The organism is Nocardioides sp. BE266, assembly GCF_031457855.1.
Taxonomy (GTDB): domain Bacteria; phylum Actinomycetota; class Actinomycetes; order Propionibacteriales; family Nocardioidaceae; genus Nocardioides.
In genome coordinates this window covers 1-22,109 of the sequence record NZ_JAURTI010000013.1, presented here as the reverse complement: position 1 = coordinate 22,109, position 22,109 = coordinate 1, and the positions used below count along the sequence as shown (strand labels likewise).

General features: G+C 70.1%; 21 protein-coding genes. 19 read left to right on the top strand and 2 right to left on the bottom strand.

Annotation, left to right across the window (positions count from 1 at the left end; translation table 11 throughout):
• The first annotated feature begins 106 nt into the window (after nt 1–106).
• Nucleotides 107–1,351: an AMP-binding protein gene (locus J2X46_RS23470; protein WP_310254881.1), complete on the top strand. Its 1,245-nt coding sequence runs from the start codon at nt 107–109 to the stop codon at nt 1,349–1,351.
• Between the two features lie 101 nt (nt 1,352–1,452).
• A complete protein-coding gene (locus J2X46_RS23465) occupies nt 1,453–1,818 on the top strand; it encodes a hypothetical protein (protein ID WP_310254879.1) in 366 nt (121 codons plus the stop codon).
• 16 nt (nt 1,819–1,834) lie between these two features.
• Here the strand turns inward: J2X46_RS23465 and J2X46_RS23460 are convergent, their stop codons facing one another.
• On the bottom strand, nt 1,835–2,827 hold the full coding sequence (locus J2X46_RS23460; RefSeq protein ID WP_310254877.1) for a L,D-transpeptidase family protein: 993 nt from the start codon (nt 2,825–2,827) through the stop codon (nt 1,835–1,837).
• 98 nt (nt 2,828–2,925) lie between these two features.
• Here J2X46_RS23460 and J2X46_RS23455 point away from each other — a divergent pair, with 98 nt between their 5' ends.
• From J2X46_RS23455 to J2X46_RS23380, 16 genes are all read left to right on the top strand, one after another.
• Nucleotides 2,926–3,615, top strand: a complete 690-nt coding sequence (locus J2X46_RS23455; protein ID WP_310254875.1) for a demethylmenaquinone methyltransferase — start codon at nt 2,926–2,928, stop codon at nt 3,613–3,615.
• A gap of 195 nt (nt 3,616–3,810) precedes the next feature.
• Nucleotides 3,811–4,170, top strand: a complete 360-nt coding sequence (locus tag J2X46_RS23450; protein ID WP_310254873.1) for an NADH-quinone oxidoreductase subunit A — start codon at nt 3,811–3,813, stop codon at nt 4,168–4,170.
• Between the two features lies 1 nt (nt 4,171).
• Complete coding sequence (locus J2X46_RS23445) at nt 4,172–4,726, top strand: NADH-quinone oxidoreductase subunit B family protein (RefSeq protein WP_310254872.1); 555 nt, start codon at nt 4,172–4,174, stop codon at nt 4,724–4,726.
• Entirely contained in the window at nt 4,723–5,541 is an 819-nt protein-coding gene (locus J2X46_RS23440; RefSeq protein WP_310254871.1) for an NADH-quinone oxidoreductase subunit C, read from the top strand. The genes J2X46_RS23445 and J2X46_RS23440 overlap by 4 nt, the downstream gene beginning before the upstream one ends.
• Before the next feature lies 1 nt (nt 5,542).
• Nucleotides 5,543–6,883 (top strand): NADH-quinone oxidoreductase subunit D, encoded by a 1,341-nt coding sequence (locus J2X46_RS23435; protein ID WP_310254870.1) that lies wholly within the window; start codon nt 5,543–5,545, stop codon nt 6,881–6,883.
• Entirely contained in the window at nt 6,880–7,530 is a 651-nt protein-coding gene (nuoE, locus tag J2X46_RS23430; protein WP_310254869.1) for an NADH-quinone oxidoreductase subunit NuoE, read from the top strand. The genes J2X46_RS23435 and nuoE overlap by 4 nt, the downstream gene beginning before the upstream one ends.
• Nucleotides 7,527–8,837, top strand: a complete 1,311-nt coding sequence (nuoF, locus tag J2X46_RS23425; protein WP_310254867.1) for an NADH-quinone oxidoreductase subunit NuoF — start codon at nt 7,527–7,529, stop codon at nt 8,835–8,837. The genes nuoE and nuoF overlap by 4 nt, the downstream gene beginning before the upstream one ends.
• Nucleotides 8,834–11,257, top strand: a complete 2,424-nt coding sequence (locus J2X46_RS23420; protein WP_310254865.1) for an NADH-quinone oxidoreductase subunit G — start codon at nt 8,834–8,836, stop codon at nt 11,255–11,257. Before nuoF ends, J2X46_RS23420 begins: the two co-directional genes overlap by 4 nt.
• Nucleotides 11,254–12,639 carry an NADH-quinone oxidoreductase subunit NuoH gene (gene nuoH, locus J2X46_RS23415; protein ID WP_310254864.1) on the top strand — a complete coding sequence of 462 codons (1,386 nt, stop codon included), beginning with the start codon at nt 11,254–11,256 and terminating at the stop codon, nt 12,637–12,639. Before J2X46_RS23420 ends, nuoH begins: the two co-directional genes overlap by 4 nt.
• Nucleotides 12,632–13,186, top strand: coding sequence for an NADH-quinone oxidoreductase subunit NuoI (gene nuoI, locus J2X46_RS23410; protein WP_310254862.1), 555 nt, complete (start codon nt 12,632–12,634; stop codon nt 13,184–13,186). The genes nuoH and nuoI overlap by 8 nt, the downstream gene beginning before the upstream one ends.
• 70 nt (nt 13,187–13,256) lie before the next feature.
• Nucleotides 13,257–14,087 carry an NADH-quinone oxidoreductase subunit J gene (locus J2X46_RS23405; protein WP_310254860.1) on the top strand — a complete coding sequence of 277 codons (831 nt, stop codon included), beginning with the start codon at nt 13,257–13,259 and terminating at the stop codon, nt 14,085–14,087.
• Entirely contained in the window at nt 14,084–14,377 is a 294-nt protein-coding gene (gene nuoK / locus J2X46_RS23400) for an NADH-quinone oxidoreductase subunit NuoK (RefSeq protein WP_056907095.1), read from the top strand. The genes J2X46_RS23405 and nuoK overlap by 4 nt, the downstream gene beginning before the upstream one ends.
• A 79-nt stretch (nt 14,378–14,456) precedes the next feature.
• The gene (nuoL, locus tag J2X46_RS23395) at nt 14,457–16,382 is read left to right on the top strand and encodes an NADH-quinone oxidoreductase subunit L (RefSeq protein ID WP_310254928.1); all 1,926 of its coding nucleotides are present in this window, start codon (nt 14,457–14,459) and stop codon (nt 16,380–16,382) included.
• Complete coding sequence (locus tag J2X46_RS23390; protein ID WP_310254856.1) at nt 16,382–17,866, top strand: NADH-quinone oxidoreductase subunit M; 1,485 nt, start codon at nt 16,382–16,384, stop codon at nt 17,864–17,866. The genes nuoL and J2X46_RS23390 overlap by 1 nt, the downstream gene beginning before the upstream one ends.
• Nucleotides 17,863–19,455 carry an NADH-quinone oxidoreductase subunit NuoN gene (gene nuoN, locus J2X46_RS23385; protein ID WP_310254854.1) on the top strand — a complete coding sequence of 531 codons (1,593 nt, stop codon included), beginning with the start codon at nt 17,863–17,865 and terminating at the stop codon, nt 19,453–19,455. Before J2X46_RS23390 ends, nuoN begins: the two co-directional genes overlap by 4 nt.
• Nucleotides 19,452–20,450, top strand: a complete 999-nt coding sequence (locus J2X46_RS23380) for a polyprenyl synthetase family protein (protein WP_310254853.1) — start codon at nt 19,452–19,454, stop codon at nt 20,448–20,450. The genes nuoN and J2X46_RS23380 overlap by 4 nt, the downstream gene beginning before the upstream one ends.
• Nucleotides 20,451–20,595: 145 nt before the next feature.
• Here the strand turns inward: J2X46_RS23380 and rarD are convergent, their stop codons facing one another.
• The gene (gene rarD, locus J2X46_RS23375) at nt 20,596–21,507 is read right to left on the bottom strand and encodes an EamA family transporter RarD (protein ID WP_310254851.1); all 912 of its coding nucleotides are present in this window, start codon (nt 21,505–21,507) and stop codon (nt 20,596–20,598) included.
• 106 nt (nt 21,508–21,613) lie between these two features.
• On the opposite strand from rarD, the gene J2X46_RS23370 reads away from it, so the two are divergent.
• Nucleotides 21,614–22,024 (top strand): hypothetical protein, encoded by a 411-nt coding sequence (locus J2X46_RS23370; RefSeq protein ID WP_310254849.1) that lies wholly within the window; start codon nt 21,614–21,616, stop codon nt 22,022–22,024.
• Nucleotides 22,025–22,109: the final 85 nt, after the last annotated feature.

Genomic DNA, 22,109 nt, shown 5'->3' with positions numbered 1-22,109 from the left:
AATCCACCAAGTCACATCAACAGGGCGGTAACAACCCGGACGCGAACCCGGGCTCGCGAAACGATTGAGCCCTCAACTGATTCCGGCCGCGAAAGGGGGTTCTCAGATGGCCTACATCCCAGTGACCCGCGCACAGGCGCTGCCCAGCAGCGCGGCCGGAGGCCCTGTCGGGCTGCCGTCGCAGTTTCGCGCCATCCAGGAGCACGCCCGCACCCGCGGCGACGACATCGCGTACGTCGTGCAGCCCGGTGCCGAGCGCGAGTACCGCACCTGGGCCCAGGTCGCCGAGTCCGTCGAGCGGGCCGGCGCCGGGCTGGTGCGCAGCGGGCTGCGCGCCGACCAGGTGGTCGTGTCGCTGCTCGCTGCCGGGCACCCGTGGCCCGAGCTCGACCTCGCGCTCCAGGCGATCGGCGCCGTCGTCGTGCAGGTCTCGCCGCACGCCACGAGCGAGGACCTGGCGCGCGAACTCGCGCACGTCGACGTACGCCTCGTGGTGGCAGGCGCGGAGGCGGACCTGCGTCGGCTCCAGGGGCTGACCTTCCGCTCGGCCGAGATGTTCGCCCTCGAGGGCGGACGCGGCTGGGAGCGCCTGCTGGCGCTGGGCGCCGAGCGGCTCACCATGGACCCCGGCGCGGTCTCCCGCGCCGACCAGGTCGTCGACCCGGCGCTGGCCGGCCCGCGGCTGCTGCGCGCGGGTGCGGAGCTGGCCCGCGTCGCCGACGAGGGGCTCGTCCTCGCGCCGGACGCCGTCGTGGTGCTGGTGGGCGACGTGGCCGACCCGACCGTCCAGCTGGTGCGCCAGGCCCACGTGGCCTCGGGCTGCACCCTGCGCCACCTCCCGGACGACACCGCCCTCGCCACCGAGATGCGCGACCTCGGCCCGACCGTGCTCGCGGTCTCGGCCGACGCGGCCGAGGGCCTGCAGGCGTTCCTGAACGGCTCGCCGGCGCCCTCGGTGCTGCGTCGTCGTTCCAGCCGCGCCAGGGGCAACGACCTCGCACTGCTCCACGCCTGGCTCGGCGGCCACCTCGAGCACGTCGTCGCGGGCGGGCTCGCGGAGCGGGTCGAGCGCGTCGTCGTCGAGCTCGGCGCCACGGTGCCGTCGTTCTCGGTCGACCTGCTCCCGGCGGACCTGCCGGTCCCGCCGCCGGTGCTGGTCGGCGACGCCTCGCTCCTGCCTCGTCGTTCACGGCAGGAGCCCGGGCGCGACTTCCAGTTCGACAACGACCGCCACCCGGTCGTGGAGGAGGCGGGCCCGTCGGCCTTCAACCTCCCCTCCCTCCCGCTCTTCGGCGGCGAGTCGTTCCTCGACAGGCTGCTGATGTCCCAGGCCCTCAAGGGCACCTCATGACGGAGCGACGCTCTCCGTTCAGCGTGCGCCGCCGCTCGCGGCGTACGCCCCAGAACCCTCCTGACCGCGGTGGTCAGGACGAACAACAAGAAGGAACTGACATGACGAACGTTGACGTGATCCTCAAGGAGGCCGTGGGCATCGACGGCGCCGTCGCCGCCCTGCTGGTGGACTACCAGTCGGGCATGGCGCTCGGCCAGGCCGGTGACGCCACCGCCCTGAACCTCGACGTCGCGGCCGCCGGCAACACCGACGTGGTGCGCTCGAAGATGCGCACCATGGAGAGCCTCGGCCTCGACGACCACATCGAGGACATCCTGATCACGCTGGGCAAGGCCTACCACCTGATCAACCTGCCCAAGGGTCACCCGGGCCTGTTCATCTACCTCGTGCTCGACAAGGGCCGCGCGAACCTTGCCATGGCCCGCCACAAGCTGGCCACGCTCTCCACCCAGCTCGAGATCTGAGCACCGTCGGCCCCGGTCAGGATCGGTAGACGATCACCTTGTCGCCGATCCTGACCTGGTCGAAGAGCCACTCGACGGTGGCGCGGTCACGCACGTTCACACAGCCGTGCGAGGCGCCGTTGTAGCCGTTGGCGGCGAAGTCGGGGGAGTAGTGCACGGCCTGCCCGCCGGAGAAGAACATCGCGAAGGGCATCGAGGTGTCGTAGAGGCTGGACACGTGGTCGCGCGACTTCCGGTAGACCGCGAAGGCGCCCTCGCGCGTCGGCAGCTCGTCGGAGCCGAAGCGGACCTCGACGGTCTTGAGCACCACGCCGTCGACCACCCAGCGCAGCGTGCGGGACGTCTTGTCCACGCACATCGCGCGGCCCGTCGTGCAGCGCGGGTCGAGCGCCGGCCCGGCCGGCACGATGTTGAACAGCTCGGCCCTCGTGGGCTCGCGGGTCATGTCCTTGAGCCGCGTGAGAGTACGACGGTCGACCTGGCCCGTCACCGGGATCTTCCGCTTCGCCTGGAAGCCCTCGACGGCCGTCACGGTCGCGCCGGCGAAGCGGCCGGTGACCTTGCCGTCGTACCAGCGGACCTGCTTGAGGCGGGCCTGCACCTGGCGCACCCACATGCCGCTGTCGCCGCGCTGCAGCAGCGGCCGCCCGGGCGTGTAGACGTTGTGGAGCGCCTCGGCCGTGGGCTCGGTCGTGAGACCGACGACCTTCTGCCACGTGCGCTGGTCGACCACGCCGTCGGCGGACCACCCGCGGCGGCGCTGGAACGTGGCCACCCCGGACTGCGTCTCCCGGTCGAAGCGGCTGGTGACCACCTCGGAGTGCAGGTCGAGCTGGTGGAGCCGGCTCTGCAGCTCACGGACCCGCCAGCCGGTGTCGCCGAGCCGGAGCGGTGAGAAGGCTGCGCGGGACGAGGTGTCCGCCGAGGCGGACCCCGCCGTGGCGACGCCCGTGAGCCCGGTCAGGGTGCAGAGCAGTGCGAGGACGAGCGCAAGGGTGCGGCGTGACATCGGGATCCTTCCCCCAGGAATCGGCGTGGTGATCCTATGGACGCACGACGACACCCCCGCGTTGCACGTTCCGGGCCGCGGACGCCTACGCTCGCCGCGTGGCCCGCGCTGACCTGGACAAGCAACCGACCGACGTACGTCGCATGTTCGACACCGTGGCCAAGCGCTACGACCTGACCAACGACCTCATGACGGCCGGCATCCAGCGCAGCTGGCGCCGGTCGATGGTGGCCGCCGTCGGTCCGCAGCGCGGCGACCTCGTGCTCGACCTCGCGGCCGGCACCGGCTGCTCGAGCGAGCCGTTCTTCGACCGCGGCGCGACCGCGGTGCCGTGCGACTTCTCCGTCGGGATGCTCCGGCAGGGGAAGAAGGACCGGCCCTCGCTGCCGTTCGTGGCCGGCGACGGCACGCGCCTGCCCTTCCTCGACGACACCTTCGACGCAGTGACGATCTCCTACGGGCTGCGCAACTTCGTCGACCCGGTCGCCGGGCTGAAGGAGATGCTCCGCGTGACCCGCCCCGGCGGGCGGCTGGTCGTGTGCGAGTTCAGCCGCCCGACCAACGGGGCACTCCGCACCGTCTACCTCGACGGCTTCATGCGCGCGCTGCCGAGGATCGCCTCGGTCACCGCGAGCGCGGCCGACGCCTACGTCTACCTCGCCGAGTCGATCCGGGCCTGGCCCGACCAGGCCGGCCTGGCCGAGGTGATGGTCGCCGCGGGCTGGCAGGCCCCGGAGTGGCGCAACCTCACCGGCGGCATCGTCGCCCTCCACCGCGCCACCGCCTGACCGACCCCGCACCGGAATTAGGGCACGTCGATATTGCCTAAATCCGCAGGTCAGCCCGGGTGTCAGTGGTCCTGACCCCGACGTGACGCACGCCGCACCGGAGTCCTAGACTGTGGCCCGCGCCACTCGTGAAGACATTCACAAGGTCACATTGTCTCCACCCGATTCGGGCGCAGGTCCACCGGAAGGGAAGCGATGGAGCTCTACACGCCGATCCTGGCGCTGGCACTCATTGCAACGGGCTTCGCGGTCTTCTCCGTGATCATGAGCGCGCTCGTGGGCCCGAAGCGCTACAACCGGGCGAAGCTCGACTCCTACGAGTGCGGCATCGAGCCGACGCCCCAGCCGGTCGGCGGTGGCCGGTTCCCGGTGAAGTACTTCATCACCGCGATGCTCTTCATCGTCTTCGACATCGAGATCATCTTCCTGTACCCGTGGGCCGTCCACTTCGACGCGATGCGCCTGTTCGGCCTCGTCGAGATGGTCCTCTTCATCGCAACTGTCTTTGTCGCGTACGCCTATGTGTGGCGCCGCGGCGGATTGGACTGGGACTGACATGGGTCTCGAGGAGAAGCTGCCTTCGGGCGTCCTGCTCACCACGGTCGAGGGCGTCGCCGGCTACATGCGCAAGGCCTCGTTCTGGCCCGCGACCTTCGGCCTGGCCTGCTGCGCCATCGAGATGATGACGACCGGCGCCCCGAAGTACGACCTCGCGCGCTTCGGCATGGAGGTCTTCCGCGCCAGCCCGCGCCAGGCCGACCTGATGATCGTGGCCGGCCGCGTGAGCCAGAAGATGGCCCCGGTCCTGCGCCAGATCTACGACCAGATGCCCGAGCCCAAGTGGGTCCTCGCGATGGGCGTCTGCGCCTCGTCGGGCGGCATGTTCAACAACTACGCCGTCGTGCAGGGCGTCGACCACGTCGTGCCCGTCGACATGTACCTCCCCGGCTGCCCGCCGCGCCCGGAGATGCTGATCGACGCGATCCTCAAGCTGCACGACCAGGTCCAGCACACCAAGCTCGGCGTCAACCGCACGAACGAGATCGCCGAGCTCGAGACCAACGCGCTCCGCGCCCTGCCCACCTCGGAGATGAAGGGCCTGCTGCGGTGAGCGACGACAAGACCGACGACAAGTCGGACAAGAACCAGTCCGCGCGTCCCGCCGAGGAGCGCAACCTCGAGTCAGCCAAGGCCGAGACCGGCACCGGCAGTGGTGTCGAGCAGCCGGCGCCCGAGCAGTCGCCCGAGAACGTCCCCGCCCCCACCGGCGAGGTGCGTGCGGTCGGCGAGCGCCGCGGCATGTTCGGCGTCAAGGGCTCCGGCGACACCTCCGGCTACGGCGGCCTCGTCAGCGCAAAGGTCTTCCCCGCCCCGTCGGCCAAGCCCTACGGCGGCTGGTTCGACGAGGTCTCCGACGCCCTCGAGGCCCGGCTCGGCTCGACCGACCTGACCGCTGCCCTCGAGAGCGTCGTGGTGCACCGCGGCGAGATCACCTTCCACGTACGCCGTGAGGACCTGCCGTTCGTCGCGCAGATGCTGCGCGACGACGAGGCGCTGCGCTTCGAGTTCTGCTCCGGCGTCAGCGGCGTCCACTACCCCGACGACGCCGGCCGCGAGCTGCACGCCGTCTACCACTTCACCTCGATGACCCACAACCGGCGCATCCGCGTCGAGGTCACCGCGCCCGACGCCGACCCGCACATCCCGAGCCTGGTGAGCATCTACCCGACGCTCGACTGGCACGAGCGCGAGACCTACGACATGTTCGGGCTGGTCTTCGACGGCCACCCGGCCCTCACCCGTGTCCTCATGCCCGACGACTGGCCGGGCCACCCGCAGCGCAAGGACTACCCGCTCGGCGGCATCCCCGTCGAGTACAAGGGCGGTTCCATCCCTCCGCCGGACCAGCGCAGGAGCTACAACTGACATGACGACCGAACAGGACTTCTACGCAGCGCCCGGCGACACCAGCCAGGGCCGCGTCTTCACCGTCACCGGCCAGGACTGGGACTCGGTCACCCAGAGCATCGGCGAGTCCGCCGAGGAGCGGGTCGTGGTCAACATGGGGCCGCAGCACCCGTCGACCCACGGCGTGCTCCGCCTGATCCTCGAGCTCGAGGGCGAGACGGTCACCGAGGCCCGCTGCGGCATCGGCTACCTCCACACCGGCATCGAGAAGAACATGGAGTACCGCTCCTGGGTGCAGGGCACGACCTTCTGCACCCGCATGGACTACCTCTCCCCGTTCTACAACGAGATGGCCTACGTCCTGGGCGTCGAGCGGCTGCTCGACATCGAGGACGACATCCCGGAGAAGGCGGAGGTGATGCGCGTCCTGCTGATGGAGCTCAACCGCATCTCCTCCCACTTGGTCTGCATCGCCACCGGCGGCATGGAGATCGGCGCCCTCACCGTGATGACGATCGGCTTCCGCGAGCGCGAGCTGGTGCTCGACCTGTTCGAGCTCATCACCGGCCTGCGGATGAACCACGCGTTCATCCGCCCCGGCGGTGTCGCCCAGGACCTGCCGCCCGGCGCCCTCGACGAGATCCGCGACTTCATCGCGCTGATGAAGAAGCGCCTCCCTGAATACGCAGCCCTCTGCAACGCGAACCCGATCTTCAAGGGTCGCCTCGAGGACGTCGGCCACCTCGACCTCGCCGGCTGCCTGGCGCTCGGCCTCACCGGCCCGGTGCTCCGCTCCACCGGCTACGCCTGGGACCTGCGCAAGACCCAGCCCTACAGCGGCTACGAGGACTACGACTTCGAGGTCCAGACCTGGGACACCTGCGACTCCTACGGCCGCTTCCGCATCCGCCTCAACGAGATGTGGGAGTCGCTGAAGATCGTCGAGCAGGCCGCCGACCGGCTCGCCGGCCTCGAGGGTGCGCCCGTGATGGTCGGTGACAAGAAGATCGCCTGGCCCAGCCAGCTCGCCATCGGCAGCGACGGCATGGGCAACAGCCTCGACCACATCCGCCACATCATGGGCGAGTCGATGGAGGCGCTGATCCACCACTTCAAGCTGGTGACCGAGGGCTTCCGCGTCCCGGCCGGCCAGGCCTACGTCCCGATCGAGTCGCCGCGCGGCGAGCTCGGCGCCCACGTCGTCTCCGACGGCGGTACGCGTCCCTTCCGCGCGCACTTCCGCGACCCGTCGTTCACCAACCTGCAGGCGACGAGCGTGATGAGCGAGGGCGGCATGGTCGCCGACGTCATCGTCGCGATCGCGTCCATCGACCCCGTGATGGGAGGCGTCGACCGATGAGCTTGGAGCAGAAGACCTGGGACGAGCTGCGCGAGATCGCGGCCCGCTACCCCGAGGCCCGCTCGGGCCTGCTGCCGATGCTGCACCTCGTGCAGGCGGCCGAGGGCCGGATCACCCCCGAGGGCATCGAGGCGTGCGCCGAGATCCTGGGGATCAGCGCGGCCGAGGTCAACGGCGTCGCGACGTTCTACACGATGTACAAGCGCAAGCCGGTCGGCGACTACCACGTCGGCGTCTGCACCAACACGCTCTGCGCGGTGATGGGCGGCGACCTGATCTTCGAGCGGCTCAAGGAGCACCTCGACGTCGGCAACGACGAGACGACCGAGGACGGCTCGATCACCCTCGAGCACGTCGAGTGCAACGCGGCCTGCGACTACGCCCCGGTGATGATGGTCAACTGGGAGTTCATGGACAACCAGACCCCCGAGTCCGCGGTCCAGGTCGTCGACGACCTCCGCGCCGGCAAGGAGGTCCACTCCACCCGTGGCCCCCGGTTGTGCACGTGGCGCGAGGCCGAGCGCGTGCTCGCCGGCTTCCCCGACGACCGCGCCGACGAGGGCCCGACGGCCGGACCGGCCTCGCTGGTCGGCCTGAAGATCGCGCGTGAGCAGGGCTGGACGGCTCCGGAGGGGGAGAAGAAGTGACCGACACGCTGACCCCGGTCCTGACCGACAACTGGGACGCCGATCGCGCCTGGACCCTCGCGTCCTACGAGGAGCGCGGGGGCTACGCCGCCCTCGACAAGGCCTTCGCGATGGCGCCCGACGACGTGATCAACGCCGTCAAGGAGTCCGGCCTGCGCGGCCGCGGCGGCGCCGGCTTCCCCACCGGCATGAAGTGGGGCTTCATCCCGCAGGACAACCCGCGCCCGAAGTACCTCGTCGTCAACGCCGACGAGTCCGAGCCGGGCACCTGCAAGGACATCCCGCTGATGATGGCCAGCCCGCACACGCTGGTCGAGGGCGTCATCGTGGCGTCGTACGCCATCCGGGCGAACACGGCGTTCATCTACGTCCGCGGCGAGGTCCTGCACGTGGTCCGCCGCCTGCAGCGCGCGGTCCAGGAGGCCTACCTGGCCGGCCACCTCGGCAAGAACATCCACGACTCGGGCTACGACCTCGACCTGGTCGTGCACGCCGGCGCCGGCGCCTACATCTGTGGCGAGGAGACCGCGCTGCTCGAAGGCCTCGAGGGCCGTCGCGGCCAGCCGCGCCTGCGCCCGCCTTTCCCGGCGGTCGCCGGCCTCTACGCCAGCCCGACGGTGATCAACAACGTCGAGTCGATCGCCTCGGTGCCGAGCATCATCGTCAACGGCGCCCCCTGGTTCGCCTCGATGGGCACCGAGAAGTCGCAGGGCTTCGGCATCTTCAGCCTCTCCGGCCACGTGACGAACCCCGGCCAGTACGAAGCCCCGCTGGGCATCACGCTGCGCCAGCTCATCGACCTCGCCGGCGGCATCCGCGAGGGCCACGAGCTGAAGTTCTGGACCCCCGGCGGCTCCAGCACCCCGCTGCTGACCCCCGAGCACCTCGACGTGCCGCTGGACTTCGAGTCCGTCGGCGCGGCCGGCTCGATGCTCGGCACGCGTGCGCTGCAGCTCTTCGACGAGACCACCTGCGTGGTGCGCGCGGTGCTGCGCTGGACCGAGTTCTACAAGCACGAGTCCTGCGGCAAGTGCACCCCGTGCCGCGAGGGCACGTGGTGGCTCACCCAGACCCTGGCGCGGCTGGAGAAGGGGCAGGGCAGCGAGGAGGACCTCGACCTGCTGCTCGACCAGTGCGACAACATCCTGGGCCGCTCGTTCTGCGCGCTCGGCGACGGTGCCACCAGCCCGATCTCCAGCTCGATCAAGCACTTCCGCGATGAATACCTCGCGCACCTGACCCACGGCGGCTGCCCGTTCGACCCGGCCGCCTCGACAGTCTTCGCCCCGGTGGGAGCCGACGCATGACGACAACCCCCGAGAAGACCGACCTGGTCACGCTCACCATCGACGGCGTCCAGGTCAGCGTCCCCAAGGACACGCTGGTCATCCGCGCCGCCGAGCAGGTCGGCGTACAGATCCCGCGCTTCTGCGACCACCCGCTGCTCGACCCGGTCGGCGCCTGCCGCCAGTGCCTCGTCGACATCCCCGACGCCGGCAACGGCCGGGGCTTCCCCAAGCCGCAGGCCTCGTGCACGCTGCCGGTCGCCGAGGGCATGGTCGTGAACACCCAGGCGACCAGCGAGGTGGCCGACAAGGCCCAGCAGGGCGTCATGGAGTTCCTGCTGATCAACCACCCGCTCGACTGCCCCGTCTGCGACAAGGGCGGCGAGTGCCCCCTGCAGAACCAGGCGATGAGCAACGGCCGCGGCGAGAGCCGCTTCGCCGGGTCGGGTGGCGTCAAGCGCACCTTCCCCAAGCCGATCAACATCTCCGCGCAGGTGCTCCTCGACCGCGAGCGCTGCGTGCTCTGCGCGCGCTGCACCCGCTTCTCCGAGCAGGTCGCGGGCGACCCGTTCATCGCCCTCGCCGAGCGCGGTGCGCTGCAGCAGGTCGCGATCTACGAGCGCGAGCCCTACGAGAGCTACTTCTCCGGCAACGCGATCCAGATCTGCCCGGTCGGCGCGCTGACCTCGGCCGACTACCGCTTCCGCTCGCGCCCCTTCGACCTCGTCTCGACGCCCGGTGTGGCCGAGCACGACGCCTGCGGCGCCGCGATCCGCGTCGACCACCGCCGCGGCAAGGTGATGCGTCGCCTCTCCGGCAACGACCCCGAGGTCAACGAGGAGTGGATCAGCGACAAGGACCGATTCGCGTTCCGCTACGCGCAGGTCGAGGACCGGATCACCTACCCGCAGATCCGCGAGACTCTGCCCGACGGTGAACGGGGTGAGCTCCGGCCGGCGTCGTGGCCCGAGGCCTTCGCCGTCGCGGCCCGCGGGCTGCGCGAGGCCGGCGCCGCTGCGGTGCTGACCGGTGGTCGGCTGACCGCCGAGGACGCCTACGCGTACGCCAAGTTCGCCCGGGTCGCGCTCGACACCAACGACATCGACTTCCGCGCCCGTCCGCACAGCGCCGAGGAGGCCAGCTTCCTGGCCTCGCACGTCGCGCTGTCGGGTGACGTGACCTACGCCGACCTCGAGGCCGCGCCTGTCGTGGTCCTCCTCGGCCTCGAGCCCGAGGACGAGGCGGCGACGATCTTCCTGCGCCTGCGCAAGGCCGCCCGACGCGGCCGGACGCAGGTCGTGTCGGTGGCGCCGTACTCCTCGCGCGGCCTGCGCAAGATGAAGGGCCGCCTGGTCCCGGCAGCGCCGGGCACCGAGGTCGAGGTCATCGGCTCGCTGAAGGACGCCGAGCACGGCGTCACCAAGGATGCGGTCATCCTCGTCGGCGAGCGCCTCGCCGGCACCCATGGCGCCCTGTCCGCCGCGGCCGAGCTGGCCGCGACCACCGGCGCCCGGCTGGCCTGGGTGCCGCGCCGTGCCGGTGACCGCGGTGCGGTCGAGGCCGGCGCCCTTCCGACCCTGCTTCCCGGCGGTCGTCCGGTGACCGAGGCCTCGGCCCGGGTCGACGTGGCCGCCGCCTGGGGTGTCGAGGCCCTGCCCGCCAAGGCCGGTCGTGACGGCAACGCCGTCGTCGCCGCCCTCGCCAAGAGTGACCTCGGCGCCGTCGTGGTCGGCGGCGTCGACCCCGACGACACCAGCGACCCTGCCGCCTTCCGCGCCGCCCTCGACGCGGCCGGCTTCGTGGTCAGCCTCGAGCTGCGCGAGAGCGACGTGACCCGGGTCGCCGACGTCGTGCTCCCGGTCGCCCCGGTGACCGACAAGGCCGGCACGTTCGTGACCTGGGACGGTCGTCCCCGCTCGTTCGAGGCGGTCTTCACCAACCCCTCGTCGCTGCCCGACCTGCGCATCCTCGCCGGCATCGCCGAGGAGCTCGGCCGCCCGCTCGGCTTCCGCACGGTGACCGAGGTGCGCGCCGAGATGGAGGCGCTCGGTCCGTGGGACGGCGCGCGTCCCGCGCTCGACGCCGGCAAGGCGCCGCGTGCGTCCAAGGCGAAGGCCAAGGCGGGCTCGATGGCCCTGGCCACCTGGAAGCAGCTGATCGACCTCGGCTCGATGCAGGACGGCGAGGCGCACCTGCGTGCCACCGCCCGCCGCCCGGTCGCCCGCCTGAGCCAGGCGTCGTACGACGCGGTGTTCGGGCTGGTCGACGGCGACGTCGAGGTGACCGTCACCGGTGACCGTGGCAGCGTCACGCTGCCCGTCGAGGTCGCCGACCTGCCCGACGACGTGGTCTGGGTCCCGGCCCGGTCCTTCGGTCGCGGCGTCCTGGCCGAGCTCGCCTCACCCGGCAGCCCGGTGACCGTGAAGGGAGCCTCTCGATGATCGGTCTTGGTTTCGACTCGCTCGCTGCGCTGTCGACTCAACCGGCGACGGTGCTGGCCGCCGACCTGCCCGACGCGAGCCTGTCCCAGTTCGGGCAGGACCCGTGGTGGGTGATCGCGCTCAAGGCGCTGTTCATCTTCGTGATCCTGGTCCTGCTGACGCTCTTCAACATCTGGTTCGAGCGTCGCGTCGTGGCCCGGATGCAGCACCGCGTCGGCCCCAACGTGCACGGCCCCTTCGGCCTGCTGCAGTCGCTGGCCGACGGCGTGAAGCTGGCGCTGAAGGAGGACATCATCCCCAAGGCGGCCGACAAGGTCGTCTTCCTGATCGCGCCGGTCATCGCGACCGTGCCCGCCTTCATCACGTGGGCGGTCATCCCGTTTGGTCCCGAGGTCAACTTCTTCGGCCACCGCACCCCGCTCCAGCTGACCGACATGCCGGTCGCCGTGCTCTTCGTGATGGCGATCGCCTCGATCGGCATCTACGGCATCGTGCTCGGCGGCTGGTCGTCCGGGTCGACGTACTCCCTGCTCGGCGGCCTGCGCTCGAGCGCGCAGATGATCTCCTACGAGGTCGCGATGGGCCTCGCGCTCGTCGCGGTCTTCCTCTACGCCGGCTCGATGTCGACCTCGGAGATCGTGGCCGCGCAGGACAAGCTGTGGTTCGGCCTGATCCTGCTGCCGTCGTTCGTGATCTACGTGATCTCGATGGTCGGCGAGACCAACCGTGCGCCCTTCGACCTCCCCGAGGCCGAGGGCGAGCTGGTCGGCGGCTTCCACACGGAATACTCCAGCCTGAAGTTCGCGCTGTTCTTCCTGGCTGAATACATCAACCTCGCCACCGTGTCGGCCATCGCCACCACGCTGTTCCTCGGCGGCTGGGCCGCACCGTGGGGCATCGAGAACGTCTGGGACGGCGCCAACAGCGGCTACTGGCCGCTCCTGTGGTTCTTCGGCAAGGTCTTCATCTTCGTCTTCCTGTTCGTCTGGCTGCGCGGCTCGCTGCCCCGCATGCGCTACGACCAGTTCATGGCCCTGGGCTGGAAGGTCCTGATCCCGGTCTCGCTGGCCTGGATCGTGGCCGTGGCGACCATCCGGGTGATCTCGCTCGAGGGCAACATCAACCGCACCTACCTCGTGGCTGCGATCGCCGTCCTGCTCGTCCTCACCGTCGCGCTGATGTTCGTCGGCGAGAAGAGCGACGACACCGAGGTCGAGGCGAGCGACGAGCCGCACGACGCGTTCGCCGGCGGCTTCCCCGTGCCGCCGATGCCCGCCGGTGGTGCCGTACGCGGTGCGGCCGCGCCGCTGACGTTCGCCGCCTCTTCCGGGGGCCACACCACCGTCACCGCTGCAGCGGAGGAGAACCCTGACCATGAGTGAGTCCTCGCAGTCCAAGGGGATCAAGGAGAGCCTCTGGGACCCGATCGCCGGGTTCGGCGTCACCTTCCGGACGATGTTCAAGAAGGTCGTCACCGAGCAGTACCCGTTCGAGAAGCTCCCCACGGCGCCCCGCTTCCACGGCCGGCACCAGCTCAACCGCTGGCCTGACGGCCTGGAGAAGTGCATCGGCTGCGAGCTGTGCGCGTGGGCCTGTCCCGCCGACGCGATCTACGTCGAGGGTGCCTCGAACAGCGACGCCCCCGACGCCGAGGGCAAGAGCCAGCGGTTCAGCCCCGGTGAGCGCTACGGCCGCGTCTACCAGATCAACTACCTGCGCTGCATCCTGTGCGGGCTCTGCATCGAGGCGTGCCCGACCCGCGCGCTGACGATGACGAACGAGTACGAGCTGGCCGACAACAACCGCGCCGACCTGATCTACGAGAAGTCCGACCTGCTGGCCCCGCTGCTGCCCGGCATGGAGCAGCCCCCGCACCCGATGCGCCTCGGCGACGACGAGGGCGACTACTACAGGGGGTCCACGCGATGAGCCACCCCACGAAGTTCTCGTCCTCCTCCGCTTCGCTCCCCCGTCCGACAACTTCGAGGGGACCCCGACCATGACCTTCTGGATCCTCGCCCCGATCATGGTGGCCGCCGCGCTGGGCATCCTGTTCGTCCGCAAGGCCGTGCACGCCGCGCTGCTGCTCGCCGTGGTGATGATCAGCCTGGCGTTCCTGTACGCCGTCCTGGACGCGCCGTTCCTCTTCGCGGTGCAGATCATCGTCTACACCGGCGCGATCTTGATGCTGTTCCTCTTCGTGATGATGCTGATCGGCGTCGACGCCGCCGACTCGGCCGTGGAGACGATCCGCGGCCAGCGGGCCATGGCCATCGTGCTCGGCCTGGTCTTCGGCACCGTCCTGGTCATCGGCCTCAGCCAGGTCACCCTGGGCACGGTCGTCGGCCTCGACTCGGCCAACGAGGGCGGCAACGTCCCGGCCATCGCCAACATCCTCTTCAGCAAGTACGTCTTCGCCTTCGAGGCGACCAGCGCCCTGCTGATCACCGCCGCCCTCGGCGCGATGGTGCTCGCCCACCGCGAGCGCCTCACGCCCAAGGCGTCGCAGGCCGACCTCGCCGCCCAGCGCATCCGCGACTTCGGCGACCACGGCAAGCACCCCGGCCCGCTTCCCTCGCCGGGTGTCTACGCCCGCCACAACGCGGTCGACACCCCGGCCCTGCTGCCCGACGGCACCGCCGCCGAGTCGTCGGTCTCCCGGGTGCTCGCGGCCCGCGGCACCGTCCGCTCGGCTCCCGCGCTCGCCGACGACATCGACGACGTACGCCGCCAGCTGGCCGGCCTCGACGGCCAGGGCGACCCGACCACGATGCCCGAGACCTCCGGCAAGTCCGGTGCCCCCGCGACCACGGAGGAGGACGTCAAGTGACGCAGTACGTAGTCCTGTCCGCGATCCTGTTCACGATCGGCTGCGTCGGTGTGCTCACCCGCCGCAACGCGATCGTGGTGTTCATGTGCGTCGAGCTCATGCTCAACGCCTGCAACCTGGCCTTCGTCGCGTTCGCGCGCCAGCACGGCAACCTCGACGGGCAGATCACCGCCTTCTTCGTGATGGTCGTGGCCGCTGCCGAGGTCGTGATCGGGCTCGCGATCATCATGACCATCTTCCGCACCCGACGCTCGGCCTCGGTCGACGACGCCAGCCTGCTGAAGTACTGAGGGAGAGCTCGTGAACCTGTTGTCCCACTCAGTCCTCCTCGCGGGGCTCCCGACGGCGGAGGGTGGTGCCCACGCCCCGGTGGTCGCGCCCGACACCGCGGCCGGCGGTGTCTTCGACCTGCTGTGGCTGGTCATCGGCCTGCCCCTGATCGGTGCGTTCCTGCTGCTGGCCGTCGCGCCGTTCCTGCCGACCTCGCTGCGCGAGACCGCCGACAAGAAGGGCCACCTCGTAGGGACCGCCGCCGCCGTCGCGTCGTTCGTGCTGAGCCTGGTGCTGTTCATCCAGCTGCTCGGTCGCGGCGAGGAGGAGCGCCAGGTCGGCCAGCACCTCTACACCTGGTTCGAGACCGGCTCGCTCAGCGTCGGCATGGACCTGCTCTACGACCAGCTCGCCGCGCTGTTCCTGCTGCTGATCACCGGTGTGGGCTCGCTGATCCACGTCTACGCGATCGGCTACATGGAGCACGACGCGCGCCGCCGCCGCTTCTTCGGCTACCTCAACCTCTTCGTCGCGGCGATGCTCACGCTGATCCTCTCGTCGAACTTCGTGGGCCTGTTCCTCGGCTGGGAGGGCGTCGGCCTGGCGTCGTACCTCCTCATCGGCTTCTGGCAGCACAAGCCCTCCGCGGCCGCCGCGGCCAAGAAGGCCTTCGTCATCAACCGTGTCGGTGACATCGGGCTCTCGCTGGCGATCGCGCTGATGTTCGCCACCTTCGGCACCACCGACTACGCAGGCGTCAGCGAGCACGCCGCCGACGCCTCGCAGGACACCCTCACCGCGATCGGCCTGCTGCTCCTGCTCGGCGCCTGCGGCAAGTCCGCCCAGGTGCCGCTCCAGGCCTGGCTCCTCGACGCGATGGAGGGCCCGACCCCGGTCTCGGCCCTGATCCACGCGGCGACCATGGTCACCGCCGGTGTCTACCTCGTGGTCCGCGCGAACTTCATCTTCGAGCTCGCGCCGATCGCCCAGACCGCCGTCGTGGTCGTCGCCACGGTCACGCTCCTGTGGGGAGCGATCCTCGGTTGCGCCAAGGACGACATCAAGAAGGCGCTGGCCGGATCGACGATGAGCCAGATCGGCTACATGATGCTCGCCGCCGGCCTCGGCCCGGTGGGCTACCCGTTCGCGATCTTCCACCTGCTCACGCACGGATTCTTCAAGGCCAACATGTTCCTCGGCGCCGGCTCGGTCATGCACGGCATGGACGACGACGTCGACATGCGCCACTACGGCCAGCTCAACAAGGCGATGCCGGTCACCTTCCTGACCTTCGCGATGGGCTACCTCGCGATCATCGGGTTCCCGGGCTTCTCCGGCTTCTGGTCCAAGGACAAGATCATCGAGTCGGCGCTGGCCGACAACCTCGTCGTCGGCCTGCTGGCCATTCTGGGCGCGGGCATCACCGCGTTCTACATGACCCGCCTGATGCTGATGACGTTCTTCACCGAGAAGCGGTGGGAGAAGGACGTCCACCCGCACGAGTCGCCCAAGGTGATGACCGTGCCGCTGGTCGTGCTGGCCGCGCTGTCCGTCCTCGGCGGCGTGCTGCTGCTCGGCGACTGGATCGTGAAGTGGCTCGAGCCGGTCACCGGCCACGCCGTGCACCACGAGCCGCCGCTGCCGGCGCTGGTGATCACCCTGATCATCGTGGGCGTCGTCGCCATCGGCGTCGCGACCGCGTGGTTCCTGGTCGGCAAGCGCGAGGTCCCGCGCGAGGCGCCGCAGGACGTGTCGTTCGCGACGCGTGCGGCCCGCGCCGACCTCTACGGCGACGCGATCAACGACGCGGTCGTGGTCCGTCCCGGCGTCGGTCTCGTCGGCGGCCTGACCGCCTTCGACCGTCACGGTGTCGACGGCACCGTCATGGGCGGCGCGGCCGCCTTCGGGGGCATCTCGTCCACGCTGCGACGCGTCCAGAACGGGTTTGTCCGCTCCTACGCCCTGTCCCTCCTCGGTGGCGCCCTGCTGGTCGTCCTCGCTCTCCTGGCGGTGAACCTCGGATGATGCTGACTGTCCTGATCCTGCTGCCGCTGGTCGGCGCGCTCGTGGTGGCCTGCGTGCCGCGCGCGCTGGCCCGGCCGGTCGGCCTCGGCTTCGCGCTCGCCACGCTGGTCTACGGGCTCGTCGTCGCCAGCCAGTACGACGCGTCCGCCGGCATGCAGATGACCGAGACGCACACCTGGATCGAGTCGATGGGCGTGCACTACGCCCTCGGCGTCGACGGGCTCGGCCTGCTGATGATCCTGCTCACCGTGGCGATCGTGCCGCCGGTGCTGCTCGCCTCCTGGAAGGAGAGCGAGTCGCCTGACGGCGGCGGCGCCCGGTCGTACTTCGCGTGGGTCCTGGCCCTCGAGGCGATGTCGCTGGCCGTCTACACCGCCACCGACGTGCTCCTGTTCTACGTCGTCTTCGAGGCCACCCTGATCCCGGCCTACTTCCTCATCGGCGGCTTCGGTCGCTCCGGGCGCGGCAAGGCCGCGACCAAGTTCCTGATCTACCAGCTCGCCGGCGGGCTCATCCTGCTCGCGTCGGTGGTCGGGCTCTACGTCGTCTCCTCCAACTCCGGGACGCCGACCTTCCTGATCAGCGACCTCGCTGCCCTCGACATCGACCCGATCACCCAGCGCTGGCTGTTCGTCGGCTTCTTCGCGGCCTTCGCTATCAAGGCGCCGATCTTCCCGGTGCACACCTGGCTGGCCGACACCAGCGAGAAGGCCACGCCCAGCACCTCGGTGCTGCTGGTCTGCGTGCTCGACAAGATCGGCACCTTCGGCATGCTGCGCTTCTGCCTCGGCCTGCTGCCCGACGCCTCGCAGTGGGCGACGCCGGTCGTGGTGACCCTCGCCCTCATCTCGATCGTCTACGGTGCGCTCATCGCCATCGGCCAGGACGACATCCTGCGCCTGATCGGCCTCACGTCGCTCTCGCACTTCGGCTTCATCGTGCTGGGCATCTTCGTGTTCAACCCCACGGGCGGCACCGGCGCGGTGCTCTACATGGTCAACCACGGCATCGCGACCGCGCTGATGTTCCTGGTCGCCGGATTCCTCATCAACCGCACCGGCACGACATCGATCCGCGAGATGGGCGGCGTCGAGAAGCACGCCCCGGTCCTCGCCGGCTCGTTCCTCATCGCCGGGCTCGCGGCCTGCGGCCTGCCGGGCCTGTCGCCGTTCGTCTCCGAGATCATGGTCATCGTCGCCGCCTTCGACCACCACTGGCTGGTCGGCTCGGTGTCGGTGCTGGCGATCGTGCTCGCCGCGATCTACGCGCTCTGGATGTACCAGCGCACGATGACCGGGCCCGACCGGGTGGGTGCCGTCCCGGTGCCCGACCTCGACCGGCGTGAGGTCGGCATCGTCGCCCCGCTGCTGCTCGCACTCGTGCTGTTCGGCTTCTTCCCGATGCCGATGCTCGACGTCATCAACCCGTTCGTCTACGACTCCCTCGCAGGGGTGGGCATCGGCCAGGAGGGTGGTCACCAGTGACCGATTTCGTGAAGCCCACTGTCGAGTACTTCGAGCTGTGGCCCCTGCTCGCCGTCTTCGGTGCTGCCTGCCTCGGTGTCGTCGTGGAGGCGTTCGCCCCGCGTGCAGCGCGCTACACCACCCAGGTGGTGCTCGCGCTCGTCGGCCTCGTCGCCGCCCTCGTCGGCGTGGTCCTCATCGCGCGTGACGTGAAGACGTACGACGACGGCGCCGCGCGCGGCATCCTCGCGGTCGGCGGCACGGTCGCCATCGACGGCCCGAGCCTGTTCATCTGGGGCCTGGTGCTGGCGCTGGCGATCGCGGGCGTCCTGCTCTTCGCCGAGCGCCACCTCGACGGCGGCGTCTCGGCCTTCGCCGGCCAGGCCGCCGCGGTGCCGGGCACCGACGCGGAGACCGCCTCGATCGCGGCCAACCGGGAGCACACCGAGGTCTACCCGCTGACGCTGTTCGCGGTCTTCGGCATGATGCTCTTCCCGGCCGCCAACGACCTGCTCACCATGTTCGTCGGCCTCGAGGTCCTCTCCCTTCCGCTCTACCTCCTCAGCGGCCTGGCGCGTCGGCGTCGCCTGCTGAGCCAGGAGGCCGCGCTCAAGTACTTCCTGCTCGGCGCCTTCTCCTCGGGCTTCTTCCTCTACGGTGCGGCGCTGCTCTACGGCTTCGCCGGCTCGATGGACTTCGCCGCGATCAACGAGGCCGTGCGCAACGACGTCGGCAACTCCACCCTGCTGCTGATCGGCACCGGCCTGCTGTCGGTCGGCCTGCTGTTCAAGGTCGGCGCCGTCCCGTTCCAGGCCTGGACCCCCGACGTCTACCAGGGCGCCCCGACGCCGGTGACCGCCTTCATGGCGGCCGGCACCAAGGTGGCCGCGTTCGGCGCGCTCATGCGCCTGTTCTACGTCGCGCTCGGCGCCGACCGCTGGTCGTGGCAGCCGATGCTCTGGATCATCGCGGTGCTCTCGATGTTCATCGGCGCGATCCTGGCGATCACCCAGAGCGACATCAAGCGACTGCTCGCCTACTCCTCGGTCGCGCACACCGGCTTCATCCTCACCGGCGTCCTCGGCCTCCAGGCCTCGGGCGACCTGGCCAGCGGCGAGATCACCTCGCTCCAGGCGGTCCTCTTCTACCTGACCACCTACGGCTTCGCCACGATCGGTGCCTTCGCCGTGGTCAGCCTGGTCCGTGACAGCGGTGGCGAGACGACCGCGATCGACCGGTGGGCCGGCCTGGGCAAGGAGTCGCCCGTCGTGGCGGCGGTCTTCGCCTTCTTCCTGCTGGCCCTGGCCGGCATCCCGCTGACGGCCGGCTTCGTCGGCAAGCTCGCGGTGTTCTCCGTGGCCCTGGCTGCCGGCGCGTGGCCCGTGGTCGTCGCCGCCATCATGGCGAGCATCCTGGCCGTGTTCCTCTACGTCCGGGTCATCAAGGTCATGTACTTCGACGAGCCCGTCGGTGACGGTCCGAGCGTGGCCTACCCGTCCGTGCTCACCGCGATCACCATCGCCGTCGGCGCCGCGGTCACCCTCGTCCTCGGCATCGTGCCGGGGCCGGTGCTCGACCTGGCGGCGGTTGCTGGAGAATTCATCAGGTGACCGACTCGCCCCTCGCCCTGCCAGTCGTCGACGCCGAGCTCGAGGCCCGGCTCGTCGACCGGCTGGCACGCATCGACGAGCTGCTCGAGGGGCACTGCCGGAGCCGCATCCCCTACGTCACGCAGGCCGCGACGCACCTCATGATGGCGGGCGGCAAGCGCTTCCGCCCGCTGCTGGTGCTGCTGGCCGCGGAGACCGGCACGCACCCCGAGGCCGAGGAGGTCCACAGCGCAGCGTGCGTCGTGGAGCTGACCCACGTGGCCTCGCTCTACCACGACGACGTGATGGACGAGGCCGACCTGCGGCGCGGCGCCGACACGGCCAACGCCCGCTGGGACAACCACGTCGCGATCCTCACCGGCGACTTCCTCTTCGGGCGCTCGTCGGAGCTCACCGCCGACCTCGGCCCCGACGCCGTACGGATCCAGGCGCAGACGTTCACCCGCCTCGTCGAGGGCCAGATCCTCGAGACCGTCACCCCGGGGCCGGGGGAGGACCCGCTCGAGCACTACCTCGAGGTCGTCGCCGGCAAGACCGGCTCGCTGATCGCGACCTCGGCTCGCTACGGCGCGATGTTCGGCGGCGCCCGCCCCGAGGTCGTCGAGGCGCTCAGCGCCTACGGCGAGATCGTCGGCTCGGCCTTCCAGCTCTCCGACGACATCCTCGACATCGCCTCCGAGTCCGATACCTCGGGCAAGACCCCGGGCACCGACCTGCGCGAGGGCGTGCCCACGCTGCCAGTGCTGATGGCCCAGGCCTCGACCGACCCGGCCGACGCCCGCCTGCAGGAGCTGCTCGGCCAGCCGCTCACCGACGACGCCCTCCACGCCGAGGCGCTCGACCTGCTCCGCCGCCACCCGGCGATGGACCGGGCCCGCGAGTACGTCCTCGGCCAGGCCACCCAGGCCAAGAAGCTCCTCGAGGCCCTCGACCCCGGCCCGGTGCGTACCGCACTCGAGTCCTTCGCCGACGTCGTGGCCAGCCGCACGGCCTGACCTTTCCGTCGAGCGGTGGCCCACCCACATTTCCGGGCGCTCGAATGTTGGTGGATCACCGCTCCACCGCGTGTCGTACGCCGCCGCGCCCACGAGCGGTGGCCGACCCACATTTCGGGCCCCCGGAATGTAGGTGGGCCACCGCTCAGGCGGCGGTGGTCGCGTGGGCGACCAGGCGCAGCTGGCGGCGGCGGTGGTTGACCGCCTCGACGGTGAAGATCGCGAGCGCGACCCAGACGAGGGCGAACCCGATCCATCGGCTGGCGGGCATCGGCTCGTCGAAGACGAGCAGGCCGAGGGCGAACTGGATCGTCGGCGCGAGGTACTGCAGCAGCCCGAGGGAGACCATCGAGACCCGGATCGCGGCGGCACCGAAGAGCATCAGCGGCACCGCGGTGATGATGCCGGTCGTGGTGAAGAGGAGCGCGTGGCCGACGCCGTGCGAGCCGAAGTTCGAGTCGCCGGTGGACATCAGCCAGGCCACGTACGCCGCGGCGAAGGGCGCGATGAGCAGCGTCTCCAGCGTGATGCTCTCGACCGCGCCGACGCCGGCCTGCTTCTTGGCCAGGCCGTAGGTGCCGAACGAGAAGGCGAGCAGGAGCGCGATCCAGGGCGGGCGGCCGTAGTCGATCGTGATCACCGCGACCGCGACGAAGGCGATGCCCATCGCGATCCACTGCAGGCGGCGCAGCCGCTCGCCGAGGACCAGCACCCCCATCAGCACGGTGACGAGGGGGTTGATGAAGTAGCCCAGCGACGTCTCCACGACCCGGCCGTTGTTCACGCCCCAGATGTAGCCGCCCCAGTTGACCGTGATCACCACGGCAGCCCCGGCGATGATCAGCACCGTGCGCCGGTCACGCAGCATCGCCCGGAAGGGCTCGACGCGCCGCGCGAGCACGAGGATGGCGACCATCGTCACCACCGACCAGAGGATGCGGTGGGCCAGCAGCTCGATCGCGCCGGCCGGCTCGAGCACCGTCCAGTAGAGCGGGAAGACGCCCCACAGCGTGTAGGCCAGCGCGCCGGCGATCAGTCCGCGTCGGCTGTCTGGCACTCCGGAAGTCTAGGGCTCGGCTGTCGCCTACGATGGGTCCGGTCCCGGGCCTGAGACCCGGGACGCACGGTCAGATCGCTCAACACTTCTCGAGGGGGAGTTCCACATGCGGATGTTCCGCGCCGTCCTGGCAGCACTCGTCGCTGCTCTTCTCGTCACCGGTGCGCTCAGCGTGGGCGCCAACGCGTCCTCGTCGCCCAAGCGCATCATCGAGGAAGAGTCGCCCCGGGACCACCAGGTCAGCTACAACGCCTTCAAGCTCAAGGGCGTCGTCACCGAGCCGCAGCTCGACGGCACCGTCCTGCCCTACGCCAACCAGAAGGTGAAGATCCTCAAGAAGGCGTGCGGCTCGTGCAAGTGGAAGACCGTCAAGAAGGTGAAGACCAACGACCGCGGCATCTTCAAGACCCGCATCTTCGCGCCCGAGAAGGGCCGCTGGAAGTGGCGCTCGAAGGTCGACCACTCCAACGGCTACGGCAACACCAAGGGCACCATCTGGACGCTCTACTTCGACTGATATGTAGGGCCCCGCTGTCAATGGGCAGGGTGAGGCGCCGCCGGACCGGCGTGGTCTGACGGCGCCTCTCTTGGTCTGGTGCGGT

Bases quoted from the DNA above. Each gene is read 5' to 3' on its own strand.
- nuoH (WP_310254864.1), top strand. From the start codon at position 11,254: ATGATCGGTCTTGGTTTCGACTCGCTCGCTGCGCTGTCGACTCAACCG.
- J2X46_RS23370 (WP_310254849.1), top strand. From the start codon at position 21,614: ATGCGGATGTTCCGCGCCGTCCTGGCAGCACTCGTCGCTGCTCTTCTC.
- nuoE (WP_310254869.1), top strand. From the start codon at position 6,880: ATGAGCTTGGAGCAGAAGACCTGGGACGAGCTGCGCGAGATCGCGGCC.
- nuoI (WP_310254862.1), top strand. From the start codon at position 12,632: ATGAGTGAGTCCTCGCAGTCCAAGGGGATCAAGGAGAGCCTCTGGGAC.
- J2X46_RS23450 (WP_310254873.1), top strand. From the start codon at position 3,811: ATGGAGCTCTACACGCCGATCCTGGCGCTGGCACTCATTGCAACGGGC.
- J2X46_RS23470 (WP_310254881.1), top strand. From the start codon at position 107: ATGGCCTACATCCCAGTGACCCGCGCACAGGCGCTGCCCAGCAGCGCG.
- J2X46_RS23405 (WP_310254860.1), top strand. From the start codon at position 13,257: ATGACCTTCTGGATCCTCGCCCCGATCATGGTGGCCGCCGCGCTGGGC.
- J2X46_RS23420 (WP_310254865.1), top strand. From the start codon at position 8,834: ATGACGACAACCCCCGAGAAGACCGACCTGGTCACGCTCACCATCGAC.
- J2X46_RS23465 (WP_310254879.1), top strand. From the start codon at position 1,453: ATGACGAACGTTGACGTGATCCTCAAGGAGGCCGTGGGCATCGACGGC.
- J2X46_RS23435 (WP_310254870.1), top strand. From the start codon at position 5,543: ATGACGACCGAACAGGACTTCTACGCAGCGCCCGGCGACACCAGCCAG.
- J2X46_RS23445 (WP_310254872.1), top strand. From the start codon at position 4,172: ATGGGTCTCGAGGAGAAGCTGCCTTCGGGCGTCCTGCTCACCACGGTC.
- J2X46_RS23390 (WP_310254856.1), top strand. From the start codon at position 16,382: ATGCTGACTGTCCTGATCCTGCTGCCGCTGGTCGGCGCGCTCGTGGTG.
- J2X46_RS23460 (WP_310254877.1), bottom strand. From the start codon at position 2,827: ATGTCACGCCGCACCCTTGCGCTCGTCCTCGCACTGCTCTGCACCCTG.